This is a genomic window from Oceanisphaera profunda (assembly GCF_002157895.1).
Lineage (GTDB): Bacteria > Pseudomonadota > Gammaproteobacteria > Enterobacterales > Aeromonadaceae > Oceanimonas > Oceanimonas profunda.
This window is the reverse complement of sequence record NZ_CP021377.1, coordinates 1283333-1301091: the sequence shown is the minus strand read 5'-3', so window position 1 is coordinate 1301091 and position 17759 is coordinate 1283333. Positions and strand designations below refer to the sequence as shown.

General features: G+C 50.0%; 9 protein-coding genes, 1 tRNA gene, 3 rRNA genes and 1 pseudogene. 11 read left to right on the top strand and 3 right to left on the bottom strand.

The features are described 5' to 3' along the window. The first annotated feature begins 70 nt into the window (after positions 1 to 70). From CBP31_RS05625 to CBP31_RS05575, 11 genes and pseudogenes are all read left to right on the top strand, one after another. On the top strand, positions 71 to 1090 hold the full coding sequence (locus CBP31_RS05625) for an ABC transporter permease subunit (RefSeq protein ID WP_087035311.1): 1020 nt from the start codon (positions 71 to 73) through the stop codon (positions 1088 to 1090). Beyond that, positions 1083 to 2176 (top strand): annotated as a pseudogene (locus CBP31_RS05620) (ABC transporter permease). The gene CBP31_RS05625 and the pseudogene CBP31_RS05620 overlap by 8 nt, the downstream one beginning before the upstream one ends. Positions 2177 to 2186: 10 nt before the next feature. Then, entirely contained in the window at positions 2187 to 4007 is a 1821-nt protein-coding gene (locus CBP31_RS05615) for an extracellular solute-binding protein (RefSeq protein ID WP_087035309.1), read from the top strand. Then, positions 4007 to 5014 (top strand): ABC transporter ATP-binding protein, encoded by a 1008-nt coding sequence (locus CBP31_RS05610; RefSeq protein ID WP_087035307.1) that lies wholly within the window; start codon positions 4007 to 4009, stop codon positions 5012 to 5014. The genes CBP31_RS05615 and CBP31_RS05610 overlap by 1 nt, the downstream gene beginning before the upstream one ends. Next, positions 5011 to 6153, top strand: a complete 1143-nt coding sequence (locus CBP31_RS05605; RefSeq protein ID WP_087035305.1) for an ABC transporter ATP-binding protein — start codon at positions 5011 to 5013, stop codon at positions 6151 to 6153. The genes CBP31_RS05610 and CBP31_RS05605 overlap by 4 nt, the downstream gene beginning before the upstream one ends. Before the next feature lie 55 nt (positions 6154 to 6208). Next, positions 6209 to 6766 carry a D-glycero-beta-D-manno-heptose 1,7-bisphosphate 7-phosphatase gene (gene gmhB, locus CBP31_RS05600; RefSeq protein ID WP_087035303.1) on the top strand — a complete coding sequence of 186 codons (558 nt, stop codon included), beginning with the start codon at positions 6209 to 6211 and terminating at the stop codon, positions 6764 to 6766. A gap of 352 nt (positions 6767 to 7118) precedes the next feature. After that, positions 7119 to 8661 (top strand): 16S ribosomal RNA (locus CBP31_RS05595). Between the two features lie 400 nt (positions 8662 to 9061). After that, positions 9062 to 9137: transfer RNA gene (locus CBP31_RS05590), tRNA-Glu, on the top strand. Positions 9138 to 9522: 385 nt separating this feature from the next. Then, positions 9523 to 12415, top strand: a 23S ribosomal RNA gene (locus CBP31_RS05585). A gap of 111 nt (positions 12416 to 12526) precedes the next feature. Further along, positions 12527 to 12641 (top strand): 5S ribosomal RNA (gene rrf / locus CBP31_RS05580). The 16S, 23S and 5S rRNA genes sit together here with 1 tRNA gene alongside, the layout of an rRNA operon. A gap of 318 nt (positions 12642 to 12959) precedes the next feature. Further along, on the top strand, positions 12960 to 14339 hold the full coding sequence (locus tag CBP31_RS05575; protein ID WP_087035301.1) for a PhoH family protein: 1380 nt from the start codon (positions 12960 to 12962) through the stop codon (positions 14337 to 14339). 33 nt (positions 14340 to 14372) lie between these two features. On the opposite strand, the gene thiQ is transcribed toward CBP31_RS05575, so the two are convergent. From thiQ to thiB, 3 genes are read right to left on the bottom strand one after another with little or no spacing between them, the layout of a single operon-like run. Further along, positions 14373 to 15083: a thiamine ABC transporter ATP-binding protein gene (thiQ, locus tag CBP31_RS05570; RefSeq protein ID WP_087035299.1), complete on the bottom strand. Its 711-nt coding sequence runs from the start codon at positions 15081 to 15083 to the stop codon at positions 14373 to 14375. Further along, a complete protein-coding gene (gene thiP / locus CBP31_RS05565) occupies positions 15067 to 16671 on the bottom strand; it encodes a thiamine/thiamine pyrophosphate ABC transporter permease (RefSeq protein WP_087035297.1) in 1605 nt (534 codons plus the stop codon). The genes thiQ and thiP overlap by 17 nt, the downstream gene beginning before the upstream one ends. Further along, on the bottom strand, positions 16671 to 17654 hold the full coding sequence (gene thiB, locus CBP31_RS05560; protein WP_087035294.1) for a thiamine ABC transporter substrate binding subunit: 984 nt from the start codon (positions 17652 to 17654) through the stop codon (positions 16671 to 16673). The genes thiP and thiB overlap by 1 nt, the downstream gene beginning before the upstream one ends. Positions 17655 to 17759 lie beyond the last annotated feature (105 nt).

Genomic DNA, 17759 nt, shown 5'->3' with positions numbered 1-17759 from the left:
GGCGGCCAGATAGGCTAGGGTGCTAATAGCGTTATTTCCGCGCTTTCAGGGAAAGAATTTAAGGAAAACAATGGCACAGTATTTTCTGCGGCGCTTATTGCTGCTGATCCCGACCTTTTTGGGAATTACCTTAGTGGTGTTTGCCATTACTCGCTTCGTCCCCGGTGGGCCCGTCGAGCGCATGCTAATGGAAAGCCAAATGCAAAGCAGCGAGTTTAGCCAAAGCTCGCGGGGCAGTCAGGTGCTGTCAGCAGAGCAAATTGACGAGCTAAAAGCCTTCTATGGCCTAGATAAGCCTGTGTTCGAAGCATATCGCGATTGGCTGACCAAATTGGTGCGATTAGACTTGGGCGAGTCGAGTCGCTATTTCTTGCCAGTGTGGGAGCTCATTAAAGAGCGGTTACCTGTGTCAGCCTTCTTTGGCATCTGTACCTTCTTCCTCAGTTATTTTATCTCCATACCCTTAGGCATCCTCAAGGCGTTGAAACACAACAGCCGCTTCGACAGCATTACTTCTATGCTGATTTACGCTGGTTATGCGCTACCCGCCTATGTAGTAGGCATTTTCTTACTGACTATTTTTTCGTTTCAGCTGGGCTGGTTCCCCATGGGCGGCTTTGTGGGTGACGATTTTTATTACCTAGAAGGCTTTTGGCCGAAAACCTTAAACCTATTTCATCATGCCTTATTACCACTAATTGCCTATGCCATTGGCGATTTTGCGGTGCTAACTATGACCATGAAAAATAGCTTGATGGAAAACCTCTCCGCAGATTATGTGCGCACCGCAGTGGCCAAAGGCTTGCCGTTTCATAAGGCAGTGACGCGCCATGCATTGCGCAACAGCATGATCCCCATCGCCAGCCATTTCGGTAACGTGATTTCGGTGTTTTTCGCCGGCTCTTTCTTAATCGAGGTGATCTTTAATATCGATGGCCTTGGCTTGCTGGGCTACGAAGCCATAGTAGAGCGCGACTATCCGGTGGTGATGGGCATCTTGGCGGTCACCTCCTTGATGATGTTAGTGGGTAATATTTTATCGGATATCTGCGTGGCGATGGTAGATCCTAGGGTGCGCTTCGATGGCTAATTTCTTTTCAGACGTCACGGTAAAAAAATGGCGCCGCTTTCGCGGTATTCGCCGTGGTTATTACGCCTTTTGTTTATTTATGCTGATGGTAGTACTAGCGGTCACCGCCGAGCTGTGGGCCAGCAATCGCGCCTTAATCGTTAACTATGAGGGCCAGCTGTATTTCCCCAGTTACGGTGACGTGATCACCGGTGACACCTTTGGCTTAGGTTATCAGTACGAAACTAACTATCGCGAGCTCAAAGCCCTGTTTGCCGAACAAGCGGCCAATCCAGATCTCACAAGCGCAACACAAAGCCAGAGCAGCCCATCAAATAATTGGGTGTTATTGCCCATGGTGCCTTGGAGCCCTTATGAACAAGATTACAGTGCCAGCGGTTATCCGCCCACGGCACCCAGCGCAGCGCAGGGCCATTATCTAGGCACAGATAGCTCGGGCCGGGATATTTTAGCGCGCCTGGTTTATGGCTTTCGCACAGCGGTGGGTTTTGCCTTTATCGCGCTCACCGCCAGCTACGTAATTGGCGTGCTGTTAGGGTGCGCCATGGGCTTTGTGGGGGCAAGTTTGACTTGTTCTTTCAGCGCTTTATTGAAGTCTGGTCTCAGGTGCCGTTCTTGTATGTGATCATGATTTTGGTCTCGCTAACCCAGCCAAATTTTATGCTGTTTGTCGGCATTAACGTCTTGTTCGGTTGGATGGGCATTACTTGGTATATGCGCACCCTTACTTATCGTGAAAAAGTGCGCGACTATGTGTTGGCGGCCCGCGCTCAAGGAGCAGGGCTGTGGCGGATTATCGTGCACCATATATTACCCAATACTTTAGTGATGATAGTGACGCTGGCGCCTTTTACCGTGGTCGCCAATATCTCTTTGCTCACAGCACTCGATTATTTGGGCTTTGGTTTAGCACCACCCACGCCTAGTTGGGGCGAGTTATTGCGCCAAGGGGTAAATCATTTAGATGCGCCTTGGATAGTGGGCTCTGTGGTCACGGCTGTGTCTTTGGTGCTGATTACCGTATCTTTTATTGGCGAGGCGATTCGTGAAGCCTTGGATCCCAAACATTTTTCTCGTTATGAATAGGCAGGGAAGCATGAAAAAATTATTCAAACATCTTGGTGGCTGGTTGCTGGGCCTAGGGCTAGTGGCCAGCATCAATGTTAGTGCCGCCGAGCTACCCAGCGGGCTGGATTGGCAGACTAATAATGATGATCCTATTTTTGCCTCTCCTGAGGCCAAGCGTGGCGGTGTGTTTAATTTAAGCTTGATGAGCTTTCCGCTGACCTTTCGCACCGTAGGGCCGGACTCCAATACCGCGTTTCGCTCTTTTATCTTAGAAAATCAGTTAGGGCTATATTCACTGCACCCCGTCACTCAAAATCCCATTCCCGGCTTGGCGACTCATTGGGCCTTTGGTGGCGATAATAAAACCATGTACTTCAAGCTCAATCCGGCCGCGCGCTGGTCTGATGGTGAGCCGGTCACCAGTGCCGATTTCTTGTTTGCGATCGAGATGATGCGCTCCGAGGTGATCCGCGCCCCTTGGTATAACAACTACTTCAGCGAAGAGATTGTTGATGTGACGGCCTTCGATGAATACACCATTTCAGTCACCGCGGGCAGCGAAAAAAGTCAGCGCGAGTTACTCAATACCGTGGGCTTAACGCCAGAGCCGAAACATTTTTATACGCTCACCGACGATTGGGTGCGCAGCTACAACTGGGCGCAAGCGCCGGTAACCGGTGCTTACGTGATGGACGATGTAAAACGTGGCCGTTCTATTAGCTTTAAGCGCCTCGATGATTGGTGGGGCAATAGCTTGAAGTATTATCAGCACCGTTTTAATCCGGATGTGATCCGCTTAACCGTGATCCGCGACCTTAATATCTCTTATCGGCATTTTTTGCGTGGCGACATCGACACCTTTGGTCTGATTTTACCCGAGTGGTGGCACGATAAAACCGATACCCCAGAATACAAACAGGGCTTAATTAATCGCATTTGGTTTTATAACGACATGCCTCAAGGCGCCCAAGGTTTTCACCTGAATACTGCTCATCCCCGTTTAAGTGACCAACGTGTGCGCGAAGGCATGGCGCATGCACTGAATATGCAACGCATGCTCGACACCATATTGCGCGGTGATTATGAGCGCATGCATACCTTTGGGACCGGTTACGATGCCTTTACCGATGCGGGCATTCATGCTCGCGATTACGATATTAAGCGCGCCCGAGAGCTGTTTGCTGAAGCGGGATATGACCAACAAGGGCCCGGCGGATTTTTACGTAATAATGCGGGCGATGTACTGAGCTTAGCCGTTACCTATACCACTCAAGAGCACACGCCACGCTTGGCTATCTTGCGCGAAGAAGCCCGTAAAGCGGGGCTCGACTTGCAGCTTAATTTGGTGGATGGCGCCAGTGGTTTTAAAGTCATGCTGGAGAAAAAGCATGAAGCGGCTTGGCTCGGTTGGGCGGGCGGTGGCTTGTATCCACAGTATTGGGAGTTTTTTCACTCGGCTAACGCCAACAAACCTCAAACCAATAACTTATTTAATATTGCCGATGAGCAGCTTGATCAGTTAATAGAGCAATACCGCGTCACTATGGACTTGGACGCTAAAGCGGACATCTCCCGCCAAATTCAGCGCCGCGTAAATGAACTAGCGATTTTTATCCCTGGTTATCAGGTGCCTTACACCCGTGAAGCTTACTGGCGTTATGTTCGTCTGCCCGAGACCAAAGGCAGCCGCTTTTCGCCGTCCTTATTCTGGCCCATGCAAGGATCGCCTTACAGCACCGGTGGTTTGTTCTGGATAGACGAAGATCTTAAAAAAGAAGTGAAAGCTGGCAAGGTGCGTTTTGAGCCGGTATTAGAGATAGATGAAACTTGGCGGCATAAGGAGCAGTAATGGAGCCGCTGTTAGGGATTGAACAAACAGAGCCGCTGCTACAAGTTGATAATCTGGCGGTGAGCTTTACCACCGAGCAGGGCGAGTTTCGGGTGGTAGACGATGTGAGCTTTAGCTTGCTGCCTGGCCAAACCTTAGGTTTAGTGGGCGAGTCCGGTTGCGGCAAGAGCGTCACTGCTTTGAGCTTATTGGGCTTACTGCCCAAGCCAGCGGGCCAAGTGGTGGGCGGCCAAGCCCTATTTCAAGGACAAGATCTCTTAACCTTAACTGCCGAACAGCGTTATAAAGTGCGCGGCAATAAAATTGCCATGATCTTCCAAGAGCCGATGACAGCACTCAATCCGGTGCACACCGTGGGCCGCCAGTTGATGGAGGTCTATCAACTGCACAGACCCGAGATGAATAAGCGTGAGCAACAGCAAGCAGCCATGGAGATGTTGCAACAGGTCGGCATCCCCGAAGCTAAGGCGCGACTCAAAGCCTATCCCCATCAGTTATCGGGTGGTATGCGTCAACGGGTGATGATTGCCATGGCGCTGGCCTGTGAGCCGGATTTATTGATTTGTGATGAGCCAACCACGGCACTGGATGTCACCATACAGGCGCAAATTCTGCATTTAATCAAAGCCTTGCAGCAGAAAAACGGCATGGCGGTATTATTTATTACTCATGACTTAGGCGTAGTGGCGCAAATTTGTGACCAAGTACTCGTCATGTATGCGGGGCGCAGCGCCGAGCAAGCACCGGTATTGAGCTTATACGAACGCCCAGCCCATCCTTATACCCAAGGCTTATTGGCTTCTATTCCTCGGCTAGACCAACCCAGCAAAACCATATTGGCCACCATTCCCGGCCAAGTGCCAGGCATAGAAGAGCAGGCGAGCGGTTGTCGCTTTGCTAATCGCTGTGCCTATCAAACCGATATCTGCCAACAGCAACCCAGCGTGGAGCAAGTGGCGGCGACGCATACAGTGTGGTGTCATCATTGGCGGGAGTTAGCATTATGACCAGGGCCATAAGCATCGAGCAAGTGCGGGGAGCTGCCCCAGAGCTGAACGCATCAAAATCAGCCGCGCCTCTCTTGCAGCTAGAAAACTTAGCCCAGCACTTCACGCTGGGTGGTGGTTTATTACGTCGCGGCCAAACCTTATATGCAGTTGATGGCGTCAGCTTTACGCTGGCCGCTGGCAAAACACTGGGGCTGGTGGGTGAGTCGGGCTGTGGTAAGTCGACGCTGGCCCGATCCTTACTCAAGTTACAACAACCTAGCTCAGGCCGCATTCATTTCGATGGTCAAGATATTACCGACTACTCTGCGCGACAAATGCGCCCTTTACGCCAGCAAATGCAGCTGGTGTTTCAAGACCCTCAAGAATCCTTAAACAGTCGCCACACCATAGCGACTATCCTGCAAGAGCCGTTTGTTATTCATGGGATCGGTACGGCGCAAGAGCGCCAAGTCTGGGCCGGTGAATTATTGCAGCGAGTTGGTTTGCCAGTTTCGGCGCTCAATCGTTATCCCCACGAATTTTCTGGCGGCCAACGACAACGCATTGGCATAGCGCGCGCCATGGCGCTCAAGCCCAAGTTATTAGTGTGTGATGAGGCCGTGTCCGCATTGGATGTGTCGGTACAATCGCAGATTTTGAACTTGTTGCTCTCGCTGCAGCAAGAATACCAACTGGCGATCTTGTTTATTGCCCACAATCTTTCGGTAGTGAAGCACATCTCCGATCATATCGCCGTTATGTACTTAGGGCGCATCATTGAGCTGGCACCCAGTGATGAGTTATACGCCCAAGCCTTGCATCCTTATACCCAAGCCTTGTTGGCCGCGATCCCAGAGCCGGATCCCAGACGGCGCAAGGTGCCCCTGATGCTACAGGGCGAGCCACCGTCACCGGCCAACCCGCCATCGGGGTGTCATTTTCGTACCCGTTGTCCTTATGTCGGTGAGCGTTGCATCAATGAAGTGCCACCTTTACTGCCAGCAGCACCGACGCTTGGCGCACAATCCTTATTAAACATAGGGCCAGCTGGCGGTGAAGCGCATCACGTCGCCTGTCACTTTCATCGAGAGATCATGAGTGGTGAACGCTTACCTCAGAATTTAGAGAGCTGTGATATTATTACGTCTCTTATATAGAGCCTGTTGATCGCCAACACCTCTAACCATTATTCACAACCAATAGGAAGCACCCGTGAGCAGAGCAGCAATTTTTCTCGACCGAGATGGCGTTATCAATCAAGACAGCGGCTATGTGTCCACTAGGGATAACTTTGTCTTTATTGAGGGCGTGATCGGCGCCATGAAACAGCTAAAAGAAAAAGGCTATCAGCTAATAGTGGTGACCAATCAATCGGGTATTGCGCGGGGCCTGTTTAGCGAAAATGACTTTATTCGTTTAACCGAATGGATGGACTGGTCACTCGCGGATCAAGATGTGGATCTCGACGGTATTTACTTTTGTCCTCATCATCCTACAGAGGGCAGCACAGCAAACACCCAAGCATGCCAGTGCCGTAAACCGGCACCAGGCATGTTTTTAGAAGCCATTGCCGATCTGGATATAGATGCCAGCGCTTCTTATATGGTGGGTGATAAGGTTTCTGACCTGCAAGCCGCCCAAGCGGCAGGCGTAACTAACTTAGTATTAGTGCGCACCGGTAAAGAAATCACGGCCGAAGGCGAAGCATTAGCGGGCGCCGTGTATCCGTCTTTGGTCGAATTTGCCGAAAAACTCCCCACATTGGTGTGAACTAGCGCACATTGCTCAAATGCTAACCGCTTGAACAGTATTTGATGAAAAAGCCCTTGCGCTTAAAACTGCCTTCCCTATAATGCGCACCACTGACACGGGGCAAGGCGCTCACGGTCACAAGGGTTTAAGAGAACGGAAATTAAGTTCAACTAAACACTTGACGAACACTGAGGAATGCGTAGAATACGCATCCCTGACCTGAGATACGGTCACCGCTCTTTAACAATTTATCAAGCAAACTGTGTGGGCACTTAGCAGCACGTTGAGAACAAAATAATATTGTTTTTCAATGTCTTGCAAAGTGTACCTAGTAATAGATATATCAGTAATTCATTGAGCATCAAGTCTTTAATTGAAGAGTTTGATCATGGCTCAGATTGAACGCTGGCGGCAGGCCTAACACATGCAAGTCGAGCGGTAACAGAGAGTAGCTTGCTACTTTGCTGACGAGCGGCGGACGGGTGAGTAATGCTTGGGGATCTGCCCAGTCGTGGGGGATAACCATTGGAAACGATGGCTAATACCGCATACGCCCTACGGGGGAAAGGAGGGGACCTTCGGGCCTTTCGCGATTGGATGAACCCAAGTGAGATTAGCTTGTTGGTGAGGTAATGGCTCACCAAGGCGACGATCTCTAACTGGTCTGAGAGGATGACCAGTCACACTGGGACTGAGACACGGCCCAGACTCCTACGGGAGGCAGCAGTGGGGAATATTGCACAATGGGGGGAACCCTGATGCAGCCATGCCGCGTGTGTGAAGAAGGCCTTCGGGTTGTAAAGCACTTTCAGTGGTGAGGAAAGGTAGCAGCTTAATACGTTGCTACTGTGACGTTAACCACAGAAGAAGCACCGGCTAACTTCGTGCCAGCAGCCGCGGTAATACGAGGGGTGCAAGCGTTAATCGGAATAACTGGGCGTAAAGCGCACGCAGGCGGTTTGTTAAGCCAGATGTGAAAGCCCCGAGCTCAACTCGGGAACTGCATTTGGAACTGGCAAACTAGAGTCTTGTAGAGGGGGGTAGAATTTCCAGTGTAGCGGTGAAATGCGTAGAGATTGGAAGGAATACCAGTGGCGAAGGCGGCCCCCTGGACAAAGACTGACGCTCATGTGCGAAAGCGTGGGGAGCAAACAGGATTAGATACCCTGGTAGTCCACGCTGTAAACGATGTCAACTTGAAGTCTGTGTCCTTGTGACGTGGGTTTCGGAGCTAACGCATTAAGTTGACCGCCTGGGGAGTACGGCCGCAAGGTTAAAACTCAAATGAATTGACGGGGGCCCGCACAAGCGGTGGAGCATGTGGTTTAATTCGATGCAACGCGAAGAACCTTACCTACCCTTGACATACAGCGAACTTTCCAGAGATGGATTGGTGCCTTCGGGAGCGCTGATACAGGTGCTGCATGGCTGTCGTCAGCTCGTGTCGTGAGATGTTGGGTTAAGTCCCGCAACGAGCGCAACCCTTATCCTTTGTTGCCAGCGCGTAATGGCGGGAACTCAAGGGAGACTGCCGGTGATAAACCGGAGGAAGGTGGGGACGACGTCAAGTCATCATGGCCCTTACGGGTAGGGCTACACACGTGCTACAATGGCGCGTACAGAGGGAAGCCAACCAGCGATGGTGAGCGGATCCCAGAAAGCGCGTCGTAGTCCGGATTGGAGTCTGCAACTCGACTCCATGAAGTAGGAATCGCTAGTAATCGTGGATCAGAATGCCACGGTGAATACGTTCCCGGGCCTTGTACACACCGCCCGTCACACCATGGGAGTGGGTTGCAAAAGAAGTAGGTAGCTTAACCTTCGGGAGGGCGCTTACCACTTTGTGATTCACGACTGGGGTGAAGTCGTAACAAGGTAACCCTAGGGGAACCTGGGGTTGGATCACCTCCTTACCTTAACTTAACGGCTGTTGAGTGTTCACACAGTTTGCTTGATATATGAGTAGAGCGCTTTTGATGAAGGCGTGGCATCTGATTTGCCTATAGTCAGGTGCGTAAACAGGCCTTCATCAGTAAATGTGCGATTTGGGAAAGGTTACACACCAAACATTAACAGAAGAGTTACTTCTGATAATTCGGTGTGCGCAGCCGGAGTACAGGAATAGTATTATTCTTGCCGCTCGGGTTCGCGGAGCTCATCGCTCACCTTTAGCAAAAGTCATAAAGTGTGTTTTGAAAGGTGCAAATCAATGGTGCACAGGGATATCATTATTCTTGTCGCTCGGGTTCGCTGAGCTCGCCGCTCGCCCTTACAAAACTCACTACGAAGCGAAGCTTCGTGCCCGTGAGTTTTGTCCCCATCGTCTAGAGGCCTAGGACACCGCCCTTTCACGGCGGTAACAGGGGTTCGAATCCCCTTGGGGACGCCATTAAAGCCGCTCAAACACTAAGCATTACGCTTTAAAAGATTAACTTATTTTAAAGTCTAACGCTTAGAGTTTAACTACTCTGTTCTTTAACAATCTGGAAAGCTGATAGAAATAATTTGTAGTTCTTGATACGCAAGTGTCTTAGAAATTCTTGGCGAAATAAGTTGTAAGCATCAGTCACTGATGCAAACGACCCCGCTTAGAGAATTGTTTTTATACTGTCTTTATATAGCAATATATTTAGACGAGCGTCATCGACGTGAGTTCGAGGCGCGGTCTTGAATGAGTGCTTGAGCATAGTTTTCTATGTGATAGCACGAGTGAAAGCCGCAACGAAGAAATCACTAAGATGAAGCCGTATAAAACACACTTCTTGGGGTTGTATGGTTAAGTGACTAAGCGTACACGGTGGATGCCTTGGCAGTCAGAGGCGATGAAGGACGTGCTAACCTGCGTTAAGTACGGATGAGCTGGTAAGAAGCGCTTGAGTCCGTAATATCCGAATGGGGAAACCCACTCTACTTAGTAGAGTATCGTAACGTGAATACATAGCGTTACGAGGCGAACCGAGGGAACTGAAACATCTAAGTACCTCGAGGAAAAGAAATCAACCGAGATTCCCCTAGTAGCGGCGAGCGAACGGGGACCAGCCCTTAAGCTGTTTATGATGTAGTGGAATGGTCCTGGAAAGACCAGCCGTAGTGGGTGATAGCCCCGTACACCAAACGTCATTTACAGTGAAATCGAGTAGGACGGGACACGTGATATCCTGTTTGAATATGGGGGGACCATCCTCCAAGGCTAAATACTCCTGACTGACCGATAGTGAACCAGTACCGTGAGGGAAAGGCGAAAAGAACCCCTGTGAGGGGAGTGAAATAGAACCTGAAACCGTGTACGTACAAGCAGTGGAAGCCCACTTGTTGGGTGACTGCGTACCTTTTGTATAATGGGTCAGCGACTTAATTTTAGTAGCAAGGTTAACCGTATAGGGGAGCCGTAGGGAAACCGAGTCTTAACTGGGCGAATAGTTGCTAGGATTAGACCCGAAACCCGGTGATCTAGCCATGAGCAGGTTGAAGGTTGAGTAACATCAACTGGAGGACCGAACCCACTAATGTTGCAAAATTAGGGGATGACTTGTGGTTGGGGGTGAAAGGCCAATCAAACCGGGAGATAGCTGGTTCTCCCCGAAATCTATTTAGGTAGAGCCTCGGACGAATACTTGCGGGGGTAGAGCACTGTTTAGGCTAGGGGGTCATCCCGACTTACCAACCCTATGCAAACTCCGAATACCGCAAAGTACTATCCGGGAGACACACGGTGGGTGCTAACGTCCATCGTGAAGAGGGAAACAACCCAGACCGCCGGCTAAGGTCCCAAAGTCATAGTTAAGTGGGAAACGAAGTGGGAAGGCTCAGACAGCCAGGATGTTGGCTTAGAAGCAGCCATCATTTAAAGAAAGCGTAATAGCTCACTGGTCGAGTCGGCCTGCGCGGAAGATGTAACGGGGCTAAACTATGCACCGAAGCCGCGGATGCACTCTTTATTGAGTGCGTGGTAGGGGAGCGTTCTGTAAGTCTGCGAAGGTGTGTTGTGAAGCATGCTGGAGATATCAGAAGTGCGAATGCTGACATGAGTAACGATAATGGGGGTGAAAAACCTCCACGCCAAAAGACCAAGGGTTCCTGTCCAACGTTAATCGGGGCAGGGTGAGTCGACCCCTAAGGCGAGGCCGAAAGGCGTAGTCGATGGGAAACGGGTTAATATTCCCGTACTGACGTGTACTGCGATGGGGGGACGGAGAAGGCTAAGTGGGCCAGGCGTTGGTTGTCCTGGTGAAAGGGTGTAGGCAGTGTGTTTAGGTAAATCCGGACGCACAATGCTGAGGCCTGAGACGAAATCGCTACGGCGGTGAAGTCACTGATGCCCCGCTTCCAGGAAAAGCCTCTAAGCTTCAGGTACACGTGAATCGTACCCCAAACCGACACAGGTGGTCGGGTAGAGAATACTAAGGCGCTTGAGAGAACTCGGGTGAAGGAACTAGGCAAAATAGTACCGTAACTTCGGGAGAAGGTACGCTGAGGCATGTGAAATCCCTTGCGGATGGAGCGTGACTCAGCCGCAGTGACCAGGTGGCTGGAACTGTTTATCAAAAACACAGCACTGTGCAAACTCGCAAGAGGACGTATACGGTGTGACACCTGCCCGGTGCTGGAAGGTTAAATGATGGGGTTAGCCTTCGGGTGAAGCTCTTGATTGAAGCCCCAGTAAACGGCGGCCGTAACTATAACGGTCCTAAGGTAGCGAAATTCCTTGTCGGGTAAGTTCCGACCTGCACGAATGGTGTAATCATGGCCACGCTGTCTCCACCCGAGACTCAGTGAAATTGAATTTGCGGTGAAGATGCCGTATACCCGCGGCTAGACGGAAAGACCCCGTGAACCTTTACTATAGCTTGGCACTGAACATTGGCCCTACATGTGTAGGATAGGTGGGAGGCTGTGAAACGATGACGCCAGTTGTCGTGGAGCCATCCTTGAAATACCACCCTTGTATGTCTGATGTTCTAACGTAGGCCCCTTATCGGGGTTGCGGACAGTGCCTGGTGGGTAGTTTGACTGGGGCGGTCTCCTCCTAAAGAGTAACGGAGGAGCACGAAGGTTGGCTAAGTACGGTCGGACATCGTACGGTTAGTGCAATGGCATAAGCCAGCTTAACTGCGAGACGGACAGGTCGAGCAGATACGAAAGTAGGTCATAGTGATCCGGTGGTTCTGTATGGAAGGGCCATCGCTCAACGGATAAAAGGTACTCCGGGGATAACAGGCTGATACCGCCCAAGAGTTCATATCGACGGCGGTGTTTGGCACCTCGATGTCGGCTCATCACATCCTGGGGCTGAAGTCGGTCCCAAGGGTATGGCTGTTCGCCATTTAAAGTGGTACGCGAGCTGGGTTCAGAACGTCGTGAGACAGTTCGGTCCCTATCTGCCGTGGGCGTTGGATGATTGAGAGGAGCTGCTCCTAGTACGAGAGGACCGGAGTGGACGAACCCCTGGTGTTCGGGTTGTATCGCCAGATGCATTGCCCGGTAGCTACGTTCGGAATCGATAACCGCTGAAAGCATCTAAGCGGGAAGCGAGCCTCAAGATGAGTCATCCCTAGGGCTTTACGCCCTCTAAAGGGCCGTTGGAGACTACAACGTTGATAGGTTGGGTGTGTAAGTGCAGCGATGCATTGAGCTAACCAATACTAATTACCCGTGCGGCTTAACCATACAACACCCAAGAAGTGTGAGACCTTGCGGTCGAGAACAAACAAATTATTCAAGTTAGCGTGCTTAAACAGTACGACAACTACAAACCAGCTTTCCAGATTACAATTTATGCCTGGCGGCCATAGCGCTGTGGAACCACCTGATCCCATGCCGAACTCAGTAGTGAAACGCAGCCGCGCCAATGATAGTGTGGCAGCTGCCATGTGAAAGTAGGTCACTGCCAGGCAACCAATTAAAAAGCCCGATTCGAAAGAGTCGGGCTTTTTTTCGTCTGCAATTTAGCGATAAACTAAAAAAAGCATCGACTGCTGTATTTTGTCACCCTCGAAATATCTCTTTGTTCAACATCGCCACTACAAAAAACGAAGTCTGCTCTGCTTGTGTTCATTTAGTGAGGTAGTGCTCAATCATTACTATCCATTAGAGGCTAAACCTTGCCGAAAAGGATAAAAGGTCTTAGCGTTAGGTTGTCATTAAGTGATTGCATTGCGATGCTAAATTAAGTGGTGACTATAAGAAGGGCTAAGCCCGAGGGAGCAGATCTATGGATGATAATGCCCGTAAACGCTTTATTCTGGATACCAATGTGCTCTTACATGAGCCACTTTCTATTTATTCTTTTAATGAACATCACGTTTTGATACCCATGACGGTATTGGAAGAGCTGGATCGTATCAAAGACCGACAAAAAGACGTGAGCCGAGATGCCAGAGTCGCCATTAGAACTTTGGAGAGCCTGTTTCATGACGCCACGCCGGAGCAAATTATAGCCGGTGTGCCTTTAGGACGGTTAGGAGAAGAAGCCTCAGGTTCAATTGCGATCGTTACCGATAAGCACTTGCCCGAAGGTTATGCAGTGTTTACTGATGATGAAGCGGACAACCGCATCATTAACACGGCTTTGTATCTGCAATACCAATATCCCGAAAGTAAAACCGTGTTGGTTACTAAAGACATCAATATGCGTTTAAAAGCTAAAGGGGCAGGGCTGAAATATGTTGAGGATTATCGCTCTGATCAATTAGTGGATGATATTCGTTTATTAGCGAAAGGCTTTTATCATCAGGAAAACAGTTTTTGGGAGCGAGTGGGCGAGTGTGATAGTGAAACTCGTGGCCGCGAAGTTATTCATACGGTTGCCGATGAATTGCTGCCGGGTGCACACATCAATCAATATTTGATTGATGATACCGATGACTTTGCTGGGCGTGTATTAGAAAAATTAAGTAATAAAATCCGCTTCGTGGATCTGGGGCGCGAGCGGATGATGGGCCGTAAAGCTTGGGGAATACAGCCGAAGAATATTTATCAGGCTATGGCTTTGGATGCCTTATTGGATCCCAATATTGAATTAGTGATTTTAACCGGGCCTGCAGGCAGTGGTAAGACGCTACTAGCGATGGCGGCGGCATTAGAGATGACCATTGAAAAAGGTATCTACGATAAAGTTATCGTCACCCGTAATACGCCAGAAATAGCCGAAAGTATTGGCTTCTTACCCGGTACTGAAGAAGAAAAAATGGCGCCTTGGCTAGCGGCGATTACCGATACATTGGAAGTGTTGCATAAGCAAGACGAGTGCATGGAGGGCTCACTAAAATACATTATGGATAAGGCTAACCTGCAATTTAAATCAGTGAATTTTATGCGAGGCCGCAGTATTCAAAATACCTTCGTGTTGCTGGATGAGTGCCAAAACTTAACCGCCTCGCAATTAAAAACCATTATAACGCGTTGTGGAGAAGGTACGAAAATAGTCTGTTCCGGTAACTTGGCACAAATAGACTCTAATTATCTAACGCCCGTCACTTCAGGGTTAACCTATATAGTGGAGCGCTTTAAAGACTTTGAGGGCAGTGCTAACGTCTACCTCAATGGTGTGATGCGCAGCCGTTTGGCGGCGTTTGCAGAAGAAAATCTCTAAATAAAAATAAAGAATAAGTACACTGTTTATCTATCATCTTTCATTCCCACCTTGACCTAGATAAGCAGCTAATTCTGAAGTGCGGGGAGCTAATAATAACTCCCCGTTTCCTTGCTCCAAGATGCGGCCCTGATGAATATACACCAGCTGGTCGGCTATACGTGCCGCTTCTTCCGGATGATGGGTAACCAGCAGAACGGTGAGCTGCAGTTGATCCGCTTGGCTGCGTAACAGTGCCAATAACTCATAGCGCAACGCGGGATCGAGAGCAGAGAAAGGCTCATCTAATAGCAAGATAGGGCGTCGACGAGCTAAACAGCGGGCTAAGCCCACTCTTTGTTGTTGGCCACCAGATAGCGTGGCAGGCATACGTTGCAGTAAGTCTGCGATACCAACTTGGCTGGCGACCTCTTGGATCTGTTGCTTTTGTACGGCGTTAAGCTTGAGTGAGGGAGATAAGCCAATCGCAATATTCTGATAAACACAGAGGTGCCAAAAAAGATTATGGTCTTGAAATAGCGTAGTGATCGGACGTTCAGCTGGCGAGAGTGCGTTTAAGGATTGCTCATTAAATAATAAGTCCCCCGAGTCGATAGGTGCAAACCCGCCGATCATCGCCAATAAGGTAGACTTGCCTGCACCACTAGGGCCAATTAACGCAGTTATCTCTCCCGCCTTGGCGGACAAGGTGAAGTTAAGATCCAGCTCTGGGTAGCGAGCACACAGCTCAGTTAGTTGCAGCATCTTTGCCTCCCAGCACACCCTCAATCAACATAAATAATCCTAGGCTTAACATTAGTAACACCAATGCAGTGGCACTGGCTTCGGTGAGCTGATAATTACCCAGCTGCTGATAAAGCAGCCAAGGCAGTGTTTGTAGCGACTGGCTACCAAATAAAGCAATGGCACTCAAATCGCCTAACGATAACATCATGGCCAAAGCGAAAGTGAGCGCCATGGATTTTCGTAACAGTGGCCACTCCACTTGTTTAATGCGTGCCCAGCCGTTAATCCCTAAACTCTCGCACAGCTTATGATGCTGGCGACTGACTCGCTCCATCGGGGCTTGTAAGGCGCGCAGGCCATAGGGCAGCGCCATTAAAGCATTCACTAATAACACTAGGATTGGCCCGAGCGTAAACACATCGGCCACGTTGCGCAGCATAATAAACAAGCCGGTTGATAAGACCACCGCAGGTAGCACCAAGATAATAGAACCGATAGCTTCCATCAGTGCGGCACTGCGTCGGCGCTGTAACTGCAAGCGAAGGTGGCGGCTAGTGATCAGCAGGCTCACGGTAAACAGCATAGATAACAGCGCCGCCCCCGAGGCAATCAGTAGAGAGGTGCGGGTGGCATGCCAGAGCTGGGCGGAGCTTAATGCGGCGATGAGTTTAGGGTTTAAACCACTGCTGATAATGGCCAGTAACGGTGGCAAAAACAGTGCTAAGCATAAGATTAAGACTAATGTGTCCCACAATCGTAAGCTTAATTGCTGGCGATCTGGGCGAGCGATTAGCCCCAGATTACTGAGTTGAATGGCAGTGGAACGAGAAGTAAAACGATATTGCAACAGCAAGAAACTGGCACAAAACAACAGTTGTAATAAGGCTAGCATGCCGGCGTAGGGCAGGTCGAAATCAAAGCGTATGGCTTGATAGATGGCAACTTCTAAGGTGGTGGATTTAGGGCCACCGCCGAGGGCCATGACGGTGGCGAAACTGGTAAAACAAAGCATAAAGATCATGCTGGCTAAAGCGGGCAGTGCACTGCGCATCACCGGCCATTCTAGGCGTAAAAATAACTGCCAACCGTTAAAGCCCAATTGGTTGGCAATACGCCACTGGCTAGCAGGGATACTTTCTATGGCTTGCAGCAGTATTCGCGCAGCCAAGGGCATATTGAAAAATATATGCGCCAATAAGATACCGGCTAAGCCATACAGGTAACCCACAGACTCTAAGCCAACGGCTTGCAGTAACTGGTTCACCCAGCCCTGGCGGCCGTGTACCGTGACTATGCCAAACACCACTAAGATCACCGGCAACACCAGTGATAGACCGAATAAGCGTAACAGCAGAGTACGACCGATAAAGCGACGCCGCGACAAGGCTTGCGCCAAAGGTATGGCTAATAACAGGCTGAGCAGGGTTGAGAGCAGCGCCTGATAGAAGCTAAACCAAATGATATGCACAAGGTAGCTATCGTTTAATAGGGCTCCTAAGTCGTGCTCGCGGCTTTGCAGGAGCAATGCCGCGATGGGACCTGTAGTCAGCAGCAGGATGGCGAATAGACTTAAGCTACCGGGTAGCCACCAGTTACGTTTAGTCATCAACGGATGACGGCGTTACGCCAGGCTCTTAGCCACTGACTGCGCTGCTTTGATACTTGCTCTGTGCTAAAGCTTAACGCCTGTTCAGGAAGGGTTAGCTCTGCAAAGCTGTCGGGCAAGGGGGTGTCGATCACCGGATACATCCAGTTGCCGCTGGCAACGTGCTGCTGAAAAGCCGGAGTCAGCATAAAGGCCATAAACTGGCGGGCTAACTGGGGTTGGCTGCTGGTTTTTAAGACGGCAGCCACTTCTACTTGTAGATAGTGACCTTCGCTAAAATTTGCCGCCTGATATTGATGCTGTTGCTCGGCGCTAATGTGATAGGCCGGCGAGCTGGTGTAAGACAGCACTAAGTCGGCCTCACCCTTCAAGAACATGCCATAAGACTCACTCCAACCTTTGGTGACGGCCACCGTACGTTGAGCTAGGTTTTGCCACACGCTTGGCGCTTGCTCGCCGTAGAGCTTTTGTACCCACAGCATTAAACCTTGGCCGGGGGTACTGGTGCGTGGGTCTTGATACAAAATGGTGAGTTCGGGGCGTTCAAGCAATTCGGCAAAGCTGTGTGGCGGATTTTTTAACTTTTCTGCGTTATAAATAAAAGCAAAATAACCATAGTCATAGGGCAAAAATACCGAGTCTGACCAGCCATTCGGCACGCTGAGCGCAGGGAGAGTTTGCTGGTGTTCGGCCAATAAATCGGTGGCTTTGGCCGCGGCTAATAAGCTGTCATCCAGCCCTAAAATGACATCGGCTTTGCTGTGTTTACCTTCTAGACGCAACCGATTAAGGATAGATACGCCGTCGTCTAGTGCTACAAATTTAAGCTGGCAGTCACATTCAGCCTCAAAAGCCTGCTTAATTGCCGGTCCAGGCCCCCAATCAGATGCAAATGAGCTATATGTATAAATGGTCAGTGTTTCTTGCTTCGCAAATGCGGAGCCGGCCACTAATAGCATCAGCAAGGGTAATAATTTATACACAGAGCACTCCTAATGAAGGAAAGGGCCACCACATAAGCGGGCGGCATTGCTGACTAATATAAGGTCAACAGTTGTCGCAGAGGGAGATTGAGCCACTGCGCAAGA

Excerpts from the sequence above, each read along its gene's own strand:
- CBP31_RS05615 (WP_087035309.1), top strand. The coding sequence starts at position 2,187 with ATGAAAAAATTATTCAAACATCTTGGTGGCTGGTTGCTGGGCCTAGGG.
- CBP31_RS05610 (WP_087035307.1), top strand. The coding sequence starts at position 4,007 with ATGGAGCCGCTGTTAGGGATTGAACAAACAGAGCCGCTGCTACAAGTT.
- thiQ (WP_087035299.1), bottom strand. The coding sequence starts at position 15,083 with ATGCTGCAACTAACTGAGCTGTGTGCTCGCTACCCAGAGCTGGATCTT.
- CBP31_RS05605 (WP_087035305.1), top strand. The coding sequence starts at position 5,011 with ATGACCAGGGCCATAAGCATCGAGCAAGTGCGGGGAGCTGCCCCAGAG.
- CBP31_RS05625 (WP_087035311.1), top strand. The coding sequence starts at position 71 with ATGGCACAGTATTTTCTGCGGCGCTTATTGCTGCTGATCCCGACCTTT.
- thiP (WP_087035297.1), bottom strand. The coding sequence starts at position 16,671 with ATGACTAAACGTAACTGGTGGCTACCCGGTAGCTTAAGTCTATTCGCC.
- CBP31_RS05575 (WP_087035301.1), top strand. The coding sequence starts at position 12,960 with ATGGATGATAATGCCCGTAAACGCTTTATTCTGGATACCAATGTGCTC.